This is a genomic window from Pseudomonas sp. B1(2018), from assembly GCF_003097365.1.
Classification (GTDB): domain Bacteria; phylum Pseudomonadota; class Gammaproteobacteria; order Pseudomonadales; family Pseudomonadaceae; genus Aquipseudomonas; species Aquipseudomonas laurylsulfatiphila.
Genome location: NZ_PYUK01000029.1, coordinates 17,836 through 30,536 on the forward strand (window position 1 = coordinate 17,836; position 12,701 = coordinate 30,536).

The following is a 12,701-nucleotide window of genomic DNA, read 5'->3' on the forward strand; positions in this document are numbered from 1 at the left end:
GGAGGACCGCCATCTTGCGGCCCGTAGGTGATGGAACAAGACTAAGGCTGCGGGCGCGGCACAACCATTCTGACGATCCCCATGGCGAGGTTGGGTTTCCGCTAGTCGACTAGGTGGTTTCTTTATCGCAAGGGCCGGCCACAGTGGGTATTCTGATGACTGGCTCCACAAAGACGAGCCGATGCGTGCCGCGCGTTCGCGTGCGAAAACAATAATTAGAAAACTTTCGTGGCAGCCCCGATGGAAACCCGCAAACCGATTGTTTATATCGTTGACGACGACAAGGACCTGCGCACTTCCCTGGCCTGGTTGCTGGAGTCGGTCAGCGTGCAGGCGCAGTGCTTTGCCGGCGCCGAAGAGTTCCTCAGCCAGTACGACCCCAGGCAGCCCGCCTGCCTGGTGCTCGACGTGCGCATGCCGGAGACCAGCGGTTTCCAGTTGCAGGAAATCCTCAACCAGCGCGGCAGCACCCTGCCGACCATCTTCGTCTCGGCCCATGGCGATATTCCGATGTCGGTCACGGCGATGAAGAACGGCGCGCTGGACTTCGTCGAGAAGCCCTACAACCCGCAACAGATGATCGATCGCATCCAGGCCGCGCTGAAGACCGCCGTGCACGCCCAGGCCGATCAGCAACAGCGTCAGAACCTGCAGGGCAAACTGGCATTGTTGACCAGCCGTGAGCGGGAAGTGTTGATGCTGGTGATCGATGGCAAGGCCAGCAAGGTGATCGCGCGGGAGCTGAACATCAGCGTGAAGACCGTTGACGTGCACCGCACCAAGATCAAGGAAAAGATGGGCGTGACCAGCATCGCCATGCTGGTGCGCGAGGTGCTGCATTTGCCGGTGGATGAGCCGGTGCGGCATTGAGCATTTTGTATTCGCCGTCGGGCCTCATCGCGAGCAAGCTCGCTCCCACAGGTTGATCCCGGCCGTACACAGGCTTTGTGTTCACTGGAGATCCACTGTGGGAGCGAGCTTGCTCGCGATGAGGCCGGCACATCCGAATTTGAAGGCGACTGACACGACGCCATCGCGAGCAAGCTCGCTCCCACATTTTTTGATCCCGGCCGTACACAGATCTTGTGTTCACCGCAGATCTACTGTGGGAGCGAGCTTGCTCGCGATGAGGCCGGCACATCCGAAATTGAAGGCGACTGACATGGCCTCTTCGCGGGCAAGCCCGCGATGAGGCCAGCAAACACACCATCAATGGTGGGTGTCAGATCTGGCTATACCGCTTGCGATATGCTCCTGGAGACACACCAAAGCGCGATTTGAAGGCCGACGAGAAGTAGCTCGAATCCGAGAAGCCCCAGGCGTAACACAGCGCCGACAGCTTCTGCTCGACATCGGCGCGGCGCAGGTTTTCCGCGCAGAAGTCCAGGCGACGGTGCTTGATGTACTGCGCCACCACCAGCCCGCGCTTGGAGAACATCCGGTACAGGCCGCGCACGGAAATCCCGACTTCACGGGCGATCAACTCGGGGCACAGTTCTTCGTCGCTGAGGTGTGTGTCGATGAACGCGATGATCTTGCGGAACTGCCGCTCATGGGGATCGGCCGCGCTGTCCCGGGCGCTGATGCCCGGCAGCAACAAACTGGCCAGGGCATCGAGCACAGCCTCGCTTTCCTGCATGTCCAGCCCTTCCTGCTGGCGAGTCTCCAGCACCAGCCTGTTGGCCATCGCCGCCAGCGGACTGCTGGCCGCGATGCGCGTGGCGCAGTTGACGGCATTGAAGTGCGAACCACGCTCGACCACCTGACGCGGAAGAATCAGCGACAGCTGTCGGCAGTCGTCGTGGTAGGTCATGTCGCTCGGACGGCTGGCGTCGATCAGCGCGATGTCGCCACAACCCAGTTGCGCGCGGTTGTCGCCCTGCTCCAGCTGTGAACTGCCACGCATCTGGAACACGGCGTAGTAGTGGCCGTCGCTGCTGGTGCTGACGTCCTTGCTGGTGCGATACAAATGCACGTGCGCCATGTCGACCACACTGAGGTTGATCGCTCCGCTGCGAAATTCCGCCAGTTCGCCGTAGAAATCAGTGTCCAGCGCCCGCGCGTCGAAACGCCCGCAGGCCTGGTTCACCTGGCTCAACCAACTTTCGAACGCCTCGTTGCGCACCGTCGATGCTGTAATCATGTCCGCAAAGCCTCACGTTTTTGTTGTTATTTTTCGACCGCTTCATCGAGCGGTTCGTCAAAACCGTTGTTTCTGTAGCCATCGCCTCCCTCGACGGCCGCCGGGCGCCCATTCAACAGGCTCCGGCGCATGCTTTCCAGCCTTCCCGAGCCTTAAATGTCCAATACCAGACGAGCGGAAAGCGCCCGTGACACACAGGCGCAGATCTGCTTGTTGGACGCCTTTTCCTTGTTCGACAGGCAGTTGTCGCGGTGCTCCGGTACGCCTTCCAGCACTTCGACGATGCAGGTGCCGCAAATGCCTTCGCGGCATTCGGTGTCGATGTCGCAACCGTGGGCCTGCAACACGTCGACCAGACTGGCGTCGGCCGGCACGTGCAGCACCACGCCGGAACTGGCCAGCTCCACTTCGAAACCGCCGGCCGGGGCGCTGTTGGCCGCCGGGTCCGCCGCGAAGTGTTCGAGGTGAATGGCCTCATCCGGGCGACTGCGCGAAGCCACTGCCACCACTGTGTTCATGAAGGGTGCCGGGCCGCAGGTGTAGACATGGGCGGCGCTGCCGGCACGCTCAAGGCATGCGCTCAATGCGCCGTCCAGGTCCGCGGGCTCCACGCCGTAGTGAAACTCCACGTGATCGGCAAAACGGGTGGCCAACAGCTCGGTAAACGCGGCGTACTGCGCCGAACGGGCGAAATAATGCAGGCGATACGGCTGGCCGCTTTCCGCCAGTTTGTAGGCCATGCTCAGCAGCGGCGTGACACCGATACCGGCGGCGAACAACAGGTGTTCATCGGCACTTTCATCGAGACGGAACAGGTTGCGCGGCGCGCCCATTTCCAGCTCCATGCCCTCCTCGACCTGCTCGTGCAACGCCAGCGAACCGCCGCGCGACTGCGCTTCTTTCTTCACCGCCACCAGGTACGCACGGCGATCCTGCGGCGGGCTGCACAGCGAATACTGGCGGGTCACCCCGGTCGGCCCGGTCAGGTCGACGTGGGCACCCGGTTCATAGGTGTCGAGCGGCTGGCCGTCACTGCGCACGAGGCGAAAGGAGCGGATATCCAGCGCTTCGTCGACGATCCTTTCGATCTTCACCTTCATCATTGCATCACCTGAATATTTATTTTTTTCGTTTAACACAACACCTGTAGGAGCTGCCGCAGGCTGCGATCTTTTGATCTTGATTTTTAAAAGATCGCAGCCTTCGGCAGCTCCTACAGGGGGGTTCCGTTTAGCGCATGAACAAGCCGCCGTTGATGTCCCAGCACGCGCCCGTGACGGAGGCGGCGTTGTCGGCGATCAGCAGCAACACGCTGTCGGCGATGTACGACGGGTCGCCGAGGGTGCCGGCCGGGATCATTTTCAGGATCTGCTCCAGACGCTCCGGCGCCACGGTTTCGCGCACCACCGGCAAGTCCAGCGGACCCGGCGAGATGCTGTTGACCGTCACCCCTTGCGGCGCCAGTTCACGGGCGAAAACCTTGGTCAGGGTCGCCACGCCGCCCTTGGCCGCCGCGTAGTGCGCGCCGGTGGCGGTGCCGCCGTTCTGCCCGGCCAGCGACGCGATGTTGACGATGCGCCCGAAGCCCCGCTCGGCAAAGTGCGCGCCGAACACCTGGCAGGCCACGAAGGTGCCGCGCAGGTTGATCGCCATCGACTCGTCGAACTCTTCTGGCGTGATGTCCATCAGCGCCGCGACTTTCGACACGCCGGCGTTGTTCACCAGAATGTCGGTGCCGCCCCACTGCTCAACAAGCAGGTCGCGGGCACGCTGGAAGTCGGCCTTGTTGCGCACATCCAGCTCGATGGCCATGGCGCTGGCGCCGCTGCCATCGAGTTGCAACGCCAGTTGCTGCACGCCATCGAGGCGCACATCCGCCAGGGCGACGCGATAACCTGCCGCGTGCAGACGGCGGGCGATGCACTCGCCCAGCCCGCGCGAGGCACCCGTTACGAGGGCTACTCGACTCATGGGTGTACCCTCACAAAAGGAAGCCGAGCGCGCTCAGGCTGTCGGTGGAGTTGATCAGGCGCACCACCTTGCGTTCCAGGCTCGGCACGCCGTCGGTGAAACGGATGCGGTGGTTCAGGTCGGCCACGAATGGCGTGTGCACGCCGCGCTTGTAGGCGTACAGCAGCTGCGCTGAATTCACTTCGACGATGTCACCGGCCGCTTCCACCAGACGGAAACGCGAGACGGTGCGAATGGTTTTCGCCGCGTCCACCGCCGACGGCGAGAAGCCGGCGCTCAGGCGTTCGATACGCAGGGCACGCATGCGTGCATCGTCGTAGGCGTAGTTGAGGGTCGCTTCGAAGTCTTCGGTGTCCGGGTCGATCGGCACGATGTACTTGCCGCTGTCGCTCCACAGGGTCGCCCATTCGGCATAGTTCTTGTGGTCGAGCAGTTCGGCTTCGCGCCAGATGAATTCGATGGCCTGGGCCAAGGGGCCGGAAAAACCGTTCAGGGTGTCGTGATTGCTCATTGGCTCATCATCCTTTTCCACATGTCGTAGGCACCGCGCATGCCGCCTTCGTCGGTGGCGTGGCTGACCTTGTCGCCGTTTTCAGCGGTGATTTCGCGGTTCAGGCCGCGGTTGACCAGGATCGGCGCGTCGACGCCGGCATACGAGCCGCGCTGCACGCGGTCCCAGGCTTCGGCATCGTCGGGGCTGCCGAAACCGAACGGGCCCTGGAAGTGTTCGTGGATGCGCATGCGTTCGCGGTTGGCGATTTCCGGGCCACCGTCCATGCCGAGGGCCACGTGACGGATCTCGGTTTCGGTGACCGACACCGGGCGCAGCACGCGGAAGAACGACATCGACATCGCCACGTTGGGGAACAGGTTCAGGTTGAAACCGGCGCCGTGCAGCGAGCGCACGATGCGACGCACCTGATCGGCCGGCAGGGTTTTCGACAGCTCTTCGGTGACGTGGGCGAAGCGTTCCTGCAACTGTTCGGTGCCGTCATCGTGATCCAGGTCGACGTGCTCCGGCACCATCACCATCACGCTGTGGCCGTTGCCCAGGGAGTGGGTCACGGCTTGTTCGTCGGTCATGAACGAGAGCATTTCCGAGGTTTCTTCGTCCACCGACGACATGAACGACTTGTGTACGATCGGGAAGTGATAACCGTCGGTGGTGTTTTCCAGCTGGATCTTCCAGTTGCCCTTGAAGCTGAACTTGTGTTCACCCTGGGTCTTGATCGGGTAGCCGGCGCCCTGCTTCATGAACAGGTCCATCCAGTGCCTGGCGCCGCCAAGGAAGTCTTCCAGCGGTTCGATTTCGTCGTTGTAGCTGGCGAAGACCATGCCGGCGTAGCTTTCGACGCGCAGGCTGGTCAGCGGCAGTTCGGACTTCTCCAGGATGCCTTCGTAACCGTCCGGATACGGCAGCGCCCGCAGCTTGCCGTCCAGGCCATAGGACCAGCTGTGGTACGGGCAGGTGAAACCGGTGGCGTTGCCCTTGTGCTTCTCGCACACGGTGGCGCCACGGTGCCGGCAACGGTTTTCCAGCACGTTGATGGTGTTCTTCTTGTCGCGCACGACGATCACCGGACGACGGCCGATGGTGGCGGTCTTGAAGTCGCCTGAGTTGCGCACCTCGCTTTCGTGGGCCACCCACACCCAGGTGCGGTAGAAAATCTTTTCCAGCTCGGCTTCGAACAGCGCCGGGTCGTTGTACAGCGAGACGTCGACGCGGTCGTGACTGACCAGGTCTTCGGGGCTTTTCGACGTTGCGATCAGCCGGTATTCATGAGTGCTCATGCGGTTCTCCTCATGGCTTCTTTTCAGATTTGGGTTGTAGAGGCTTGAAGTTGCGCACCAAAGGCGCAAACCAGCTCGTCCTGACCTTTGCGGCCGACGATTTGCAGGCCGACTTTCAATCCGCCGCAATCGAGTTCCACCGGCACCGTCAGCGCCGGGTGACCGCTGAGGTTGAAAGGCCGCACCAGCGGGGTCATGCCAGCCACGGCCTTGCTGCCGGCGCGGGCTTCGCTGAGGGTTGGTGGCAGGCTTGGCAGGGTCGGCAGCAAGAGCACGGCGAACTCTTCCAGCGCCGCATCCACCTGTTGCGTGAAGCGCGTGCGTACGGCTTCGGCCTGGGCCAGTTCTTCAAGGGTGGTGCGGCTGGCCGCCAACAGGCGTGTCTCGACATCGGCACCGATCAGGCCTTTGCCGGTGAGATGACCGAACGCGGCCCAGTTTTCAAAATTGATCACGGTCAGGCCGGCGGCGAACGCGGCTTCGAATTCGCTCAGGTGCAGGTGGCTACGGCGCCATCCCGCACGGTCGGCCGCGGCACCGAGACTGGCTTGCAGATGCGCGTCACAGGCCACGTCGAGGAAGCCGACTTTCGCGCCGTCTGCGGGCAGTCCCTGCACGTCAAAGCCTGGGCAAATCACCTGCATGGCGGCGATCAGATCGTCCATGCTTTTGGCGAACGGCCCGACGCAATCGAGGCTGGATTCCAGTGGATGGGCACCGATGCGGCTGACACGGCCATAGGTCGGCTTGAGCCCGGCGATACCGCAGCACGCCGCCGGCACCCGCACCGAACCTCCGGTGTCGGTGCCGATGGCGATGTCTGCCAGGCCGGCCGCGACGGCCGAGGCCGAGCCGCTGGAGGAACCACCCGGCACCCGGTCCGGCGCCTGCGGGTTCACCGGTGTGCCGGTCCAGTCGTTGATGCCGGTGACGCCGAAGGCCAGTTCATGCAGATTGGTCTTGCCGACGATCTGCCAGCCGGCGTCGAGGATCGCGTCGACCACTTCGGCGTTTTTCGTGGCAGCGGGTGCATCGGCGAAGGCACGGCTGCCCGAGCGGGTCGGGTGGCCGGCGATGTCGATGGAGTCCTTGATGGCGACGCGCTTGCCGTTGCCACCGAGGAGGAATTCGCTGATGAAAGTACTCATGTGCCCGCTCCCAAGGTGAAAAGCTGCGTATTGAACAGCCGTTGCGTGCGGAAATGCGCGATCAGCCAGGTGCCATCGACGCAGCGGAAATCGATGTTCAGCCGCGTGCCGAACAGCTCGCTGCGACCATCGGCGTAGGTGGAAATCTGCTGCATGATCCACTGCCCTTGCGCCGTGCTGCCGTCGACCACGATCGACTCGCTGGTGAGATAGTGCAGGTTCAGGCGAAAGTGCTCCGAAGGCGGCAGGTAACCGCCGACAAACGCGGCCACGGCCTCGCGTCCACGGTGTTGGCCGAAGGTCTGTGCGGTCTGGCTGCCGATGCCTTCCCAGATCGCATCGATGCAGAACAGCTCAGCCAATTCGCTGACATGGGTAAGCGCCCTCGGCACATCGCACAGGTCCATGTAGCGCGCCATCAGACGACGCACCGCGCTTTCCCCTTCGAGCGTCTGAAGACGCTGCAGCAAGGCCTCGTTCATGGCTTACACCCTGGCCGCGTCAGGGATGGTCAGCGGGCGACCGATGCGCGCTTCGACCTTGGCGTAGCGCCACAGGCTGTACTCGCCCACCGGCGTGGTGCGGAACAGGTTGCAGGCGTCGATCACCGACTGGTGGCAGTCGACGTCGGCCATGATGTACACGGTCCAGGGCGAGGTGGTCGACGGGCCGACCATCAGGCGGTCGTCGTCCATGGCGCCGAGCACGGTGATGCCGGGCATGGCGCCGAGGGAGCCCATCATCTGGCTGAAGCCCTTCCACACGCTCAGGCCTTCGCCGGTGGGCAGGTCGAAAAAGTTCTGGGTGATGCCGATGCAGAAGACGACGCGCAACGGTTCCTGGGTAGCTTGGGACATGCTGTTGATCCTTGAAAAAGTATTGAAAATTCAGATGTAGCCCGGGAACGGCGGCACGCCGAGGAACACCGAGCCGGCGCCGTCGTACAGCCCTTCGCTGAGGAAGGCGTGCTGGGTCACCACCATCGAGTCGCGCAGGTAGCGTTGCAGCGGATGACGCAGGTAAATGGCGGTGGTCCCGGCCAGGCTGTAAGCGCTTTGCACCACCTCGGCCCCCGCCTGGGAGACATGGATCGCCGACAGGCGCAGCAGGCTGGTCTGCTCCGGCGTGACCGGGTTGCCGGCCAGGATCGAGTTCCACACCTGTTCGGTGGCGTTGTAGAAGAACCCCCGCGCGGCCATCAGCTTGGCTTCGGCCTTGGCGATCTCGATGCGCACGTAAGCGCGGTCGGCCATTTTCGGCGCACCGGTAATGCCGCCGGCGCCGGCCATGCGACTGATTTCGTCCAGTGCTGCACGGGCCAGGCCGAGGTTGACCACCGCCAGCACTTGCGCGGCGTAGGCGATCGACGGGTAACGGAACAGCGGTTCGTCGATGGTGGCGGCACCGCCACGGATGAAGGTCCAGCGGTCCTCGACGAATTTGTCGGTGACGCGCAGGTCATGGCTGCCGGTGCCCTTGAGGCCGACCACATCCCAGTTTTCGACGATCTCGACCTGGCTGGCCGGGAACACCGCCGTGCGCGGTTTGCCGCCCGCCGCACTGGCGCCGATGCCGACACCCAGCAGGTCCGCGCCTTTGCTGCCGCTGGCGAACTTCCAGGTGCCGTTGACCTGCCAGCCGCCTTCCACCGCCTCGGCGGGCTGCAGCGGGAACAACCCGCCGGCGAACACCAGGTCCGGGCTCTCGGCGTAGATTTCAGCCAGGGTTTGCGGTGGCAAGGCCGCCAGATAGACACCGGCGCTGCCGAAGCTGGCGACCCAGCCCGCCGAGCCGTCGGCTTCGGAGATGCGTTCGATCATGTGCAGGAACAGCGCCGGCGCCAGGGCGTCGCCGCCGTAGCATTTCGGCGTGGCGGCGCGGTAGATGCCCAGCTGCTTGAAGCGCTCGATCATGTCCCGAGGCACGTGGGAGCCGGCGTCGAATTCTTCGCGGCGTTGGCGAAGCTCATCCAGTACCTGCTCAAATAGCTGACTCTCGACCATTGGCACAACCGGGCCGGACACAGGGTCTTGTTGCGCGACAGCTGAACGCAGCATGGGCTAGTTCTCCGTTTTGATTATTGTTAGAGGGCTCCACCGCTCCTACAAGGGTCGGGTCGTCGCCCTTGCATTGGAGGCCAGTGTAAAAATCGCATCCGGCCGCCACTATTGGTGCGTGCAGCCCCCTCGCTAAAGAAAACCCCTAGGTCCACGCCGGTTACCTCTGAGCGCATCGCGCTGTGCGAGCAGGTATAAAACGCCATACTGCAAATCTCTGCCGCCAGGGGCCGTGCGATGTACCTGCCAAAACCGAACGACTTTTTTGCGCTGATCGAAGCCATGCCGCTGTGCATCATTCTTCATGACGCGCACACCAAGGAGATTCTCTGGGCCAACGCCGCTGCCCTGGCGGCGCTGGGTTTTACCCTGGAGGAACTGACGCCGCTCAAGGCCCCGGACATGACCCGCGATGCGCCGAAGTACCGACGTTCGGTCGGCTTGCGCTGGCTCGAAGGCGCCGCGCGCACCGGGCAGCGCGCCATCGAGTGGTGTTATCGCTCCAAGCAAGGGGTGGAGATTCTGTCCGAGGCGGTGGCGACCCTGGTGCACCTGGACGGTCGCGATGTGTTGATGGTGCAGTTCCGCGACATCTCCAAAGAGGACAAGGTCAAGCGCGACCTCAAGCGTTTCGAAAGCCGGCTCAAGGCCTTCATGCAGGACCTGGCCGAAGGCGTGGCGGTGCTCGGCCCCGAGGGTGACATCCGTTTTATCAGCGACTCCGGCGCGCACTTGCTCAACAGCGAAGTGCACCAGCTGATGGGTGAGAACTTCCTGGCCTGGTGCGACGACGCATCCGGCCGGCGCCTGCTGCAACAACTTGCCGATGAAACGCCGGAGCACGCGCCGTTCAACGTGCATTACAAGGTGCAGCGCCGCGATGGCGAGTGGCGTTGGCATGACGCGACCTGCCGCTACATCGAGATCGAGGACGATCTGGTCGGCCATCTGCTGCTGTTCCGCGATGTCACCGAGCAGGTCCAGGCCGAGGAAGCGCGGCGGGTCAGCGAGCAGAAGCTCGAGTACCTGGCGCGCTACAACGCCATGGGCGAAATGGCCGTGGCCATCGCCCACGAACTGAGCCAACCCTTGGCCGCCACCCGCAACTTCATCGAAGGCACGATGATTCGCCTGGGCAACGCCGGCGAAACCGATCAGGACGTCGCCTGGGGTTTGCAAAACGCAGTGCGGCAAATCGAGCATGCCTCGGTGATCATCAAGAGCGTGCGCGACTACGTGGTCAAGCTGGAGCAATCGGAGGAGCGGATCGACCTAAATGAGCTGCTGCGCGAAACCCGCTACTTCATCAGCCTGCGGGCCGATCCGAGCCGGGTGCGCGTGGAAATCATCGCCTCGCCCGAACCGCTGATGGTGAGTTGCGAGAAGGTGCTGATCGGCCAGGTGATCCTCAACCTGGCCTTCAACGCCATCGAAGAAATGGCCGACCTGCCGGCCGAGCGGCGCGTTTTGCGGATCCAGGCCAGCCGCGACAACGAGGTGGCGCTGGTGCGCATCGAAGACTGCGGCCGTGGCATCCAGGCCCAGGCGCAGGAGAAGCTGTTCGACGGCTTTTTCTCCTCCAAGGTCAGCGGCAACGGCATTGGCCTGGCGCTGTGCAAGAACATCATCGGCCGCCACCGGGGCGATATCTGGGCGCAAAACCTGGCGCCGTGCGGCGCGGTCTTCAGCTTTTCCCTTCCCCTCGCCACAATGATTTCACTGGCAATTTCAGCGCGCATGAAGAGGGTTTCATGACACTGGCACAGACACACAAACACTTGGCAGGCAGGGCAATTCTCCTGATCGCCGGGCACGGCAGAATCAAAGGGTAAAAATCTGCCAAAGCACCCGCGATCCGCGTTACCAACAATTCAGGAAGTTCCCCTTATGCGAACAAACAGGATCTCCGTACAGTCAGCGCTTGGCCTGAGCCTGCTTGTACTCGGTTTGAACAGTGCCCGCGCGGACCTGCCCGCCGGTACGATTGGCCAGACCGTTCTGGCGTTTCCACCCGAAGCTCATCGCGCGTTTGTCATCGACGTCGAGTTCGACAGTTTCGTCGCCGGCCGCGTGACCGTGGTCGACCCGGACCAGAAGCGCATCCTCGGCATGGTGCCGACCGGTTTTGCCGCGCCGTCGACCCTCAGCCATGACAAGAAGACCCTCTACAGTGCGGACATCTGGTATTCGCGCGGCACCCGCGGTACCCGTACCGACGTGCTGACCGCATGGGACAGTTCGACCCTGTCGCCGGCCTGGGAAGTGCTGATCCCGAACAAGCGCGCCGAATCGCTGACCCAGCGTTATGCGCTCAAGCCGAGTGGCGACGACAAGTTCGTCTATGTCTACAACTTCACCCCGTCGACTTCGGTCACTGTGGTCGACACCCAGGCCAAGGCCGTTGCCACGGAAATCGCCATCCCCGGTTGCGTACTCAACTACCCGATCGGCAACCGTCGTTTCGCCTCGTTGTGCGGCGACGGCAGCCTGCAAGTGGTGACCCTCAACGATCAGGGCCAGGAAACCGCGCGCAGCCGCACGCCGTTCTTTGATCCGAACGCGGAAAAACTGGTGGAGCGTGCGGTCAACGTCGGCGACACCTACTACTTCACCACCACGACCGGCACCGTGCGTCCGGTGGATTTCGCCGGTGACGCGCCGAAGATCCTGCCGTCCTGGTCGCTGGTTACCGACGAAGAAAAGAAGGCCGGTTGGGCACCGGGTGGCTGGCAGTTGATGGCCGTGGCACCGAAGCTGGACCGCCTGTATGTGCTGATGCACGACGCCCACGAAGCCATGAAGTGGGAAGACCCGAGCCCGCTGATCTGGGCGTTCGACCTCAAGACCCACAAAAAGGTAGCGACCCTGGAGGCCCCGGTTCCGGTGTGGAGCATGCAGGCCACCGGCGACGACAAGCCGCTGTTGCTCGGCGCCGACGTCGAAGGCGGTTTGCAGATTTTCGATCTGAAGACCAACAAGCTCACCGGCAGCATGCCGAAAGTCGCGAAGACCGCGACTCAGGTCCTGAGTTACTGAGAGGTTCGGCCATGCACACAGATCCGATCTTCATCATAGCCTGCGCCATCGCCATCGCGGTGTTGCTGGCCAGCGCCGCGACCCACAAGTTGCGCGCGCCGGCCCGCTTCACCCGGCAACTGGCGGACTACCAACTGCTGCCCCAGGCGCTGGTGCGCCCGACGGCACGGCTGGTACCGCTGCTGGAACTGGCCATCGCCTTTGCCCTGCTGGTACCGGTCAGCCGTGGTTACGCCGCAATAAGCGCGGCCAGCCTGTTGGCGCTGTACGCCGCCGCCATCGGCATCAACCTGTGGCGCGGTCGCGCGGACATCGACTGCGGTTGCGCCGGCCCCGACCAGGCACAGCCGCTGCGCCCGGTCCTGCTGGCGCGCAACAGCGCACTGGTGCTGCTTGCGCTGGTGGCCAGCGTGGCGCCGGTGGCCCGCGACCTCAACCTGTTCGATGGCTTCGTGACCCTGGCCGCCGCCGCGGTCGCGTTGCTCATCTACGCCGCGGCCGATGGCTTGCTGGCGAATTCCCCTCTTCTGCTCAAATTGATTGGTAGGTAATCGA

Annotated in this window: 13 protein-coding genes; 4 read left to right on the plus strand and 9 right to left on the minus strand. The window is 63.2% G+C overall.

What is annotated here, in order from left to right; genetic code table 11:
• Nucleotides 1-240: 240 nt before the first annotated feature.
• Nucleotides 241-870 carry a response regulator transcription factor gene (locus C9422_RS29990; RefSeq protein WP_007978139.1) on the plus strand — a complete coding sequence of 210 codons (630 nt, stop codon included), beginning with the start codon at nucleotides 241-243 and terminating at the stop codon, nucleotides 868-870.
• 352 nt (nucleotides 871-1,222) lie between these two features.
• On the opposite strand, the gene feaR is transcribed toward C9422_RS29990, so the two are convergent.
• From feaR to C9422_RS30040, 9 genes are all read right to left on the minus strand, one after another.
• Nucleotides 1,223-2,143, minus strand: a complete 921-nt coding sequence (gene feaR / locus C9422_RS30000; RefSeq protein ID WP_116583142.1) for a transcriptional regulator FeaR — start codon at nucleotides 2,141-2,143, stop codon at nucleotides 1,223-1,225.
• Between the two features lie 152 nt (nucleotides 2,144-2,295).
• A complete protein-coding gene (locus C9422_RS30005; protein WP_116583143.1) occupies nucleotides 2,296-3,246 on the minus strand; it encodes a PDR/VanB family oxidoreductase in 951 nt (316 codons plus the stop codon).
• 127 nt (nucleotides 3,247-3,373) lie between these two features.
• Complete coding sequence (locus C9422_RS30010) at nucleotides 3,374-4,114, minus strand: SDR family NAD(P)-dependent oxidoreductase (RefSeq protein WP_116583144.1); 741 nt, start codon at nucleotides 4,112-4,114, stop codon at nucleotides 3,374-3,376.
• Nucleotides 4,115-4,124: 10 nt separating this feature from the next.
• Nucleotides 4,125-4,625 (minus strand): aromatic-ring-hydroxylating dioxygenase subunit beta, encoded by a 501-nt coding sequence (locus tag C9422_RS30015; RefSeq protein ID WP_116583145.1) that lies wholly within the window; start codon nucleotides 4,623-4,625, stop codon nucleotides 4,125-4,127.
• A complete protein-coding gene (locus C9422_RS30020) occupies nucleotides 4,622-5,905 on the minus strand; it encodes a Rieske 2Fe-2S domain-containing protein (protein WP_102701674.1) in 1,284 nt (427 codons plus the stop codon). Before C9422_RS30020 ends, C9422_RS30015 begins: the two co-directional genes overlap by 4 nt.
• Before the next feature lie 23 nt (nucleotides 5,906-5,928).
• Nucleotides 5,929-7,053: an amidase gene (locus C9422_RS30025; RefSeq protein ID WP_116583146.1), complete on the minus strand. Its 1,125-nt coding sequence runs from the start codon at nucleotides 7,051-7,053 to the stop codon at nucleotides 5,929-5,931.
• Nucleotides 7,050-7,535 carry a nuclear transport factor 2 family protein gene (locus C9422_RS30030; protein ID WP_116583147.1) on the minus strand — a complete coding sequence of 162 codons (486 nt, stop codon included), beginning with the start codon at nucleotides 7,533-7,535 and terminating at the stop codon, nucleotides 7,050-7,052. Before C9422_RS30030 ends, C9422_RS30025 begins: the two co-directional genes overlap by 4 nt.
• A 3-nt stretch (nucleotides 7,536-7,538) precedes the next feature.
• Nucleotides 7,539-7,910, minus strand: coding sequence for a hypothetical protein (locus tag C9422_RS30035; protein WP_007978123.1), 372 nt, complete (start codon nucleotides 7,908-7,910; stop codon nucleotides 7,539-7,541).
• Nucleotides 7,911-7,940: 30 nt separating this feature from the next.
• On the minus strand, nucleotides 7,941-9,110 hold the full coding sequence (locus C9422_RS30040) for an acyl-CoA dehydrogenase family protein (protein WP_116583148.1): 1,170 nt from the start codon (nucleotides 9,108-9,110) through the stop codon (nucleotides 7,941-7,943).
• Between the two features lie 237 nt (nucleotides 9,111-9,347).
• On the opposite strand from C9422_RS30040, the gene C9422_RS30045 reads away from it, so the two are divergent.
• From C9422_RS30045 to C9422_RS30055, 3 genes are all read left to right on the plus strand, one after another.
• Nucleotides 9,348-10,865, plus strand: coding sequence for a sensor histidine kinase (locus tag C9422_RS30045; protein ID WP_116583149.1), 1,518 nt, complete (start codon nucleotides 9,348-9,350; stop codon nucleotides 10,863-10,865).
• A 132-nt stretch (nucleotides 10,866-10,997) separates the two neighbouring features.
• Complete coding sequence (locus tag C9422_RS30050; RefSeq protein WP_007978118.1) at nucleotides 10,998-12,146, plus strand: amine dehydrogenase large subunit; 1,149 nt, start codon at nucleotides 10,998-11,000, stop codon at nucleotides 12,144-12,146.
• Nucleotides 12,147-12,157: 11 nt separating this feature from the next.
• Nucleotides 12,158-12,697 (plus strand): MauE/DoxX family redox-associated membrane protein, encoded by a 540-nt coding sequence (locus C9422_RS30055; protein WP_116583150.1) that lies wholly within the window; start codon nucleotides 12,158-12,160, stop codon nucleotides 12,695-12,697.
• Nucleotides 12,698-12,701: the final 4 nt, after the last annotated feature.

Excerpts from the sequence above, each read along its gene's own strand:
- C9422_RS29990 (WP_007978139.1), top strand. The coding sequence starts at position 241 with ATGGAAACCCGCAAACCGATTGTTTATATCGTTGACGACGACAAGGAC.
- feaR (WP_116583142.1), bottom strand. The coding sequence starts at position 2,143 with ATGATTACAGCATCGACGGTGCGCAACGAGGCGTTCGAAAGTTGGTTG.
- C9422_RS30005 (WP_116583143.1), bottom strand. The coding sequence starts at position 3,246 with ATGATGAAGGTGAAGATCGAAAGGATCGTCGACGAAGCGCTGGATATC.
- C9422_RS30010 (WP_116583144.1), bottom strand. The coding sequence starts at position 4,114 with ATGAGTCGAGTAGCCCTCGTAACGGGTGCCTCGCGCGGGCTGGGCGAG.
- C9422_RS30015 (WP_116583145.1), bottom strand. The coding sequence starts at position 4,625 with ATGAGCAATCACGACACCCTGAACGGTTTTTCCGGCCCCTTGGCCCAG.
- C9422_RS30020 (WP_102701674.1), bottom strand. The coding sequence starts at position 5,905 with ATGAGCACTCATGAATACCGGCTGATCGCAACGTCGAAAAGCCCCGAA.
- C9422_RS30025 (WP_116583146.1), bottom strand. The coding sequence starts at position 7,053 with ATGAGTACTTTCATCAGCGAATTCCTCCTCGGTGGCAACGGCAAGCGC.
- C9422_RS30030 (WP_116583147.1), bottom strand. The coding sequence starts at position 7,535 with ATGAACGAGGCCTTGCTGCAGCGTCTTCAGACGCTCGAAGGGGAAAGC.
- C9422_RS30035 (WP_007978123.1), bottom strand. The coding sequence starts at position 7,910 with ATGTCCCAAGCTACCCAGGAACCGTTGCGCGTCGTCTTCTGCATCGGC.
- C9422_RS30040 (WP_116583148.1), bottom strand. The coding sequence starts at position 9,110 with ATGCTGCGTTCAGCTGTCGCGCAACAAGACCCTGTGTCCGGCCCGGTT.
- C9422_RS30045 (WP_116583149.1), top strand. The coding sequence starts at position 9,348 with ATGTACCTGCCAAAACCGAACGACTTTTTTGCGCTGATCGAAGCCATG.
- C9422_RS30050 (WP_007978118.1), top strand. The coding sequence starts at position 10,998 with ATGCGAACAAACAGGATCTCCGTACAGTCAGCGCTTGGCCTGAGCCTG.
- C9422_RS30055 (WP_116583150.1), top strand. The coding sequence starts at position 12,158 with ATGCACACAGATCCGATCTTCATCATAGCCTGCGCCATCGCCATCGCG.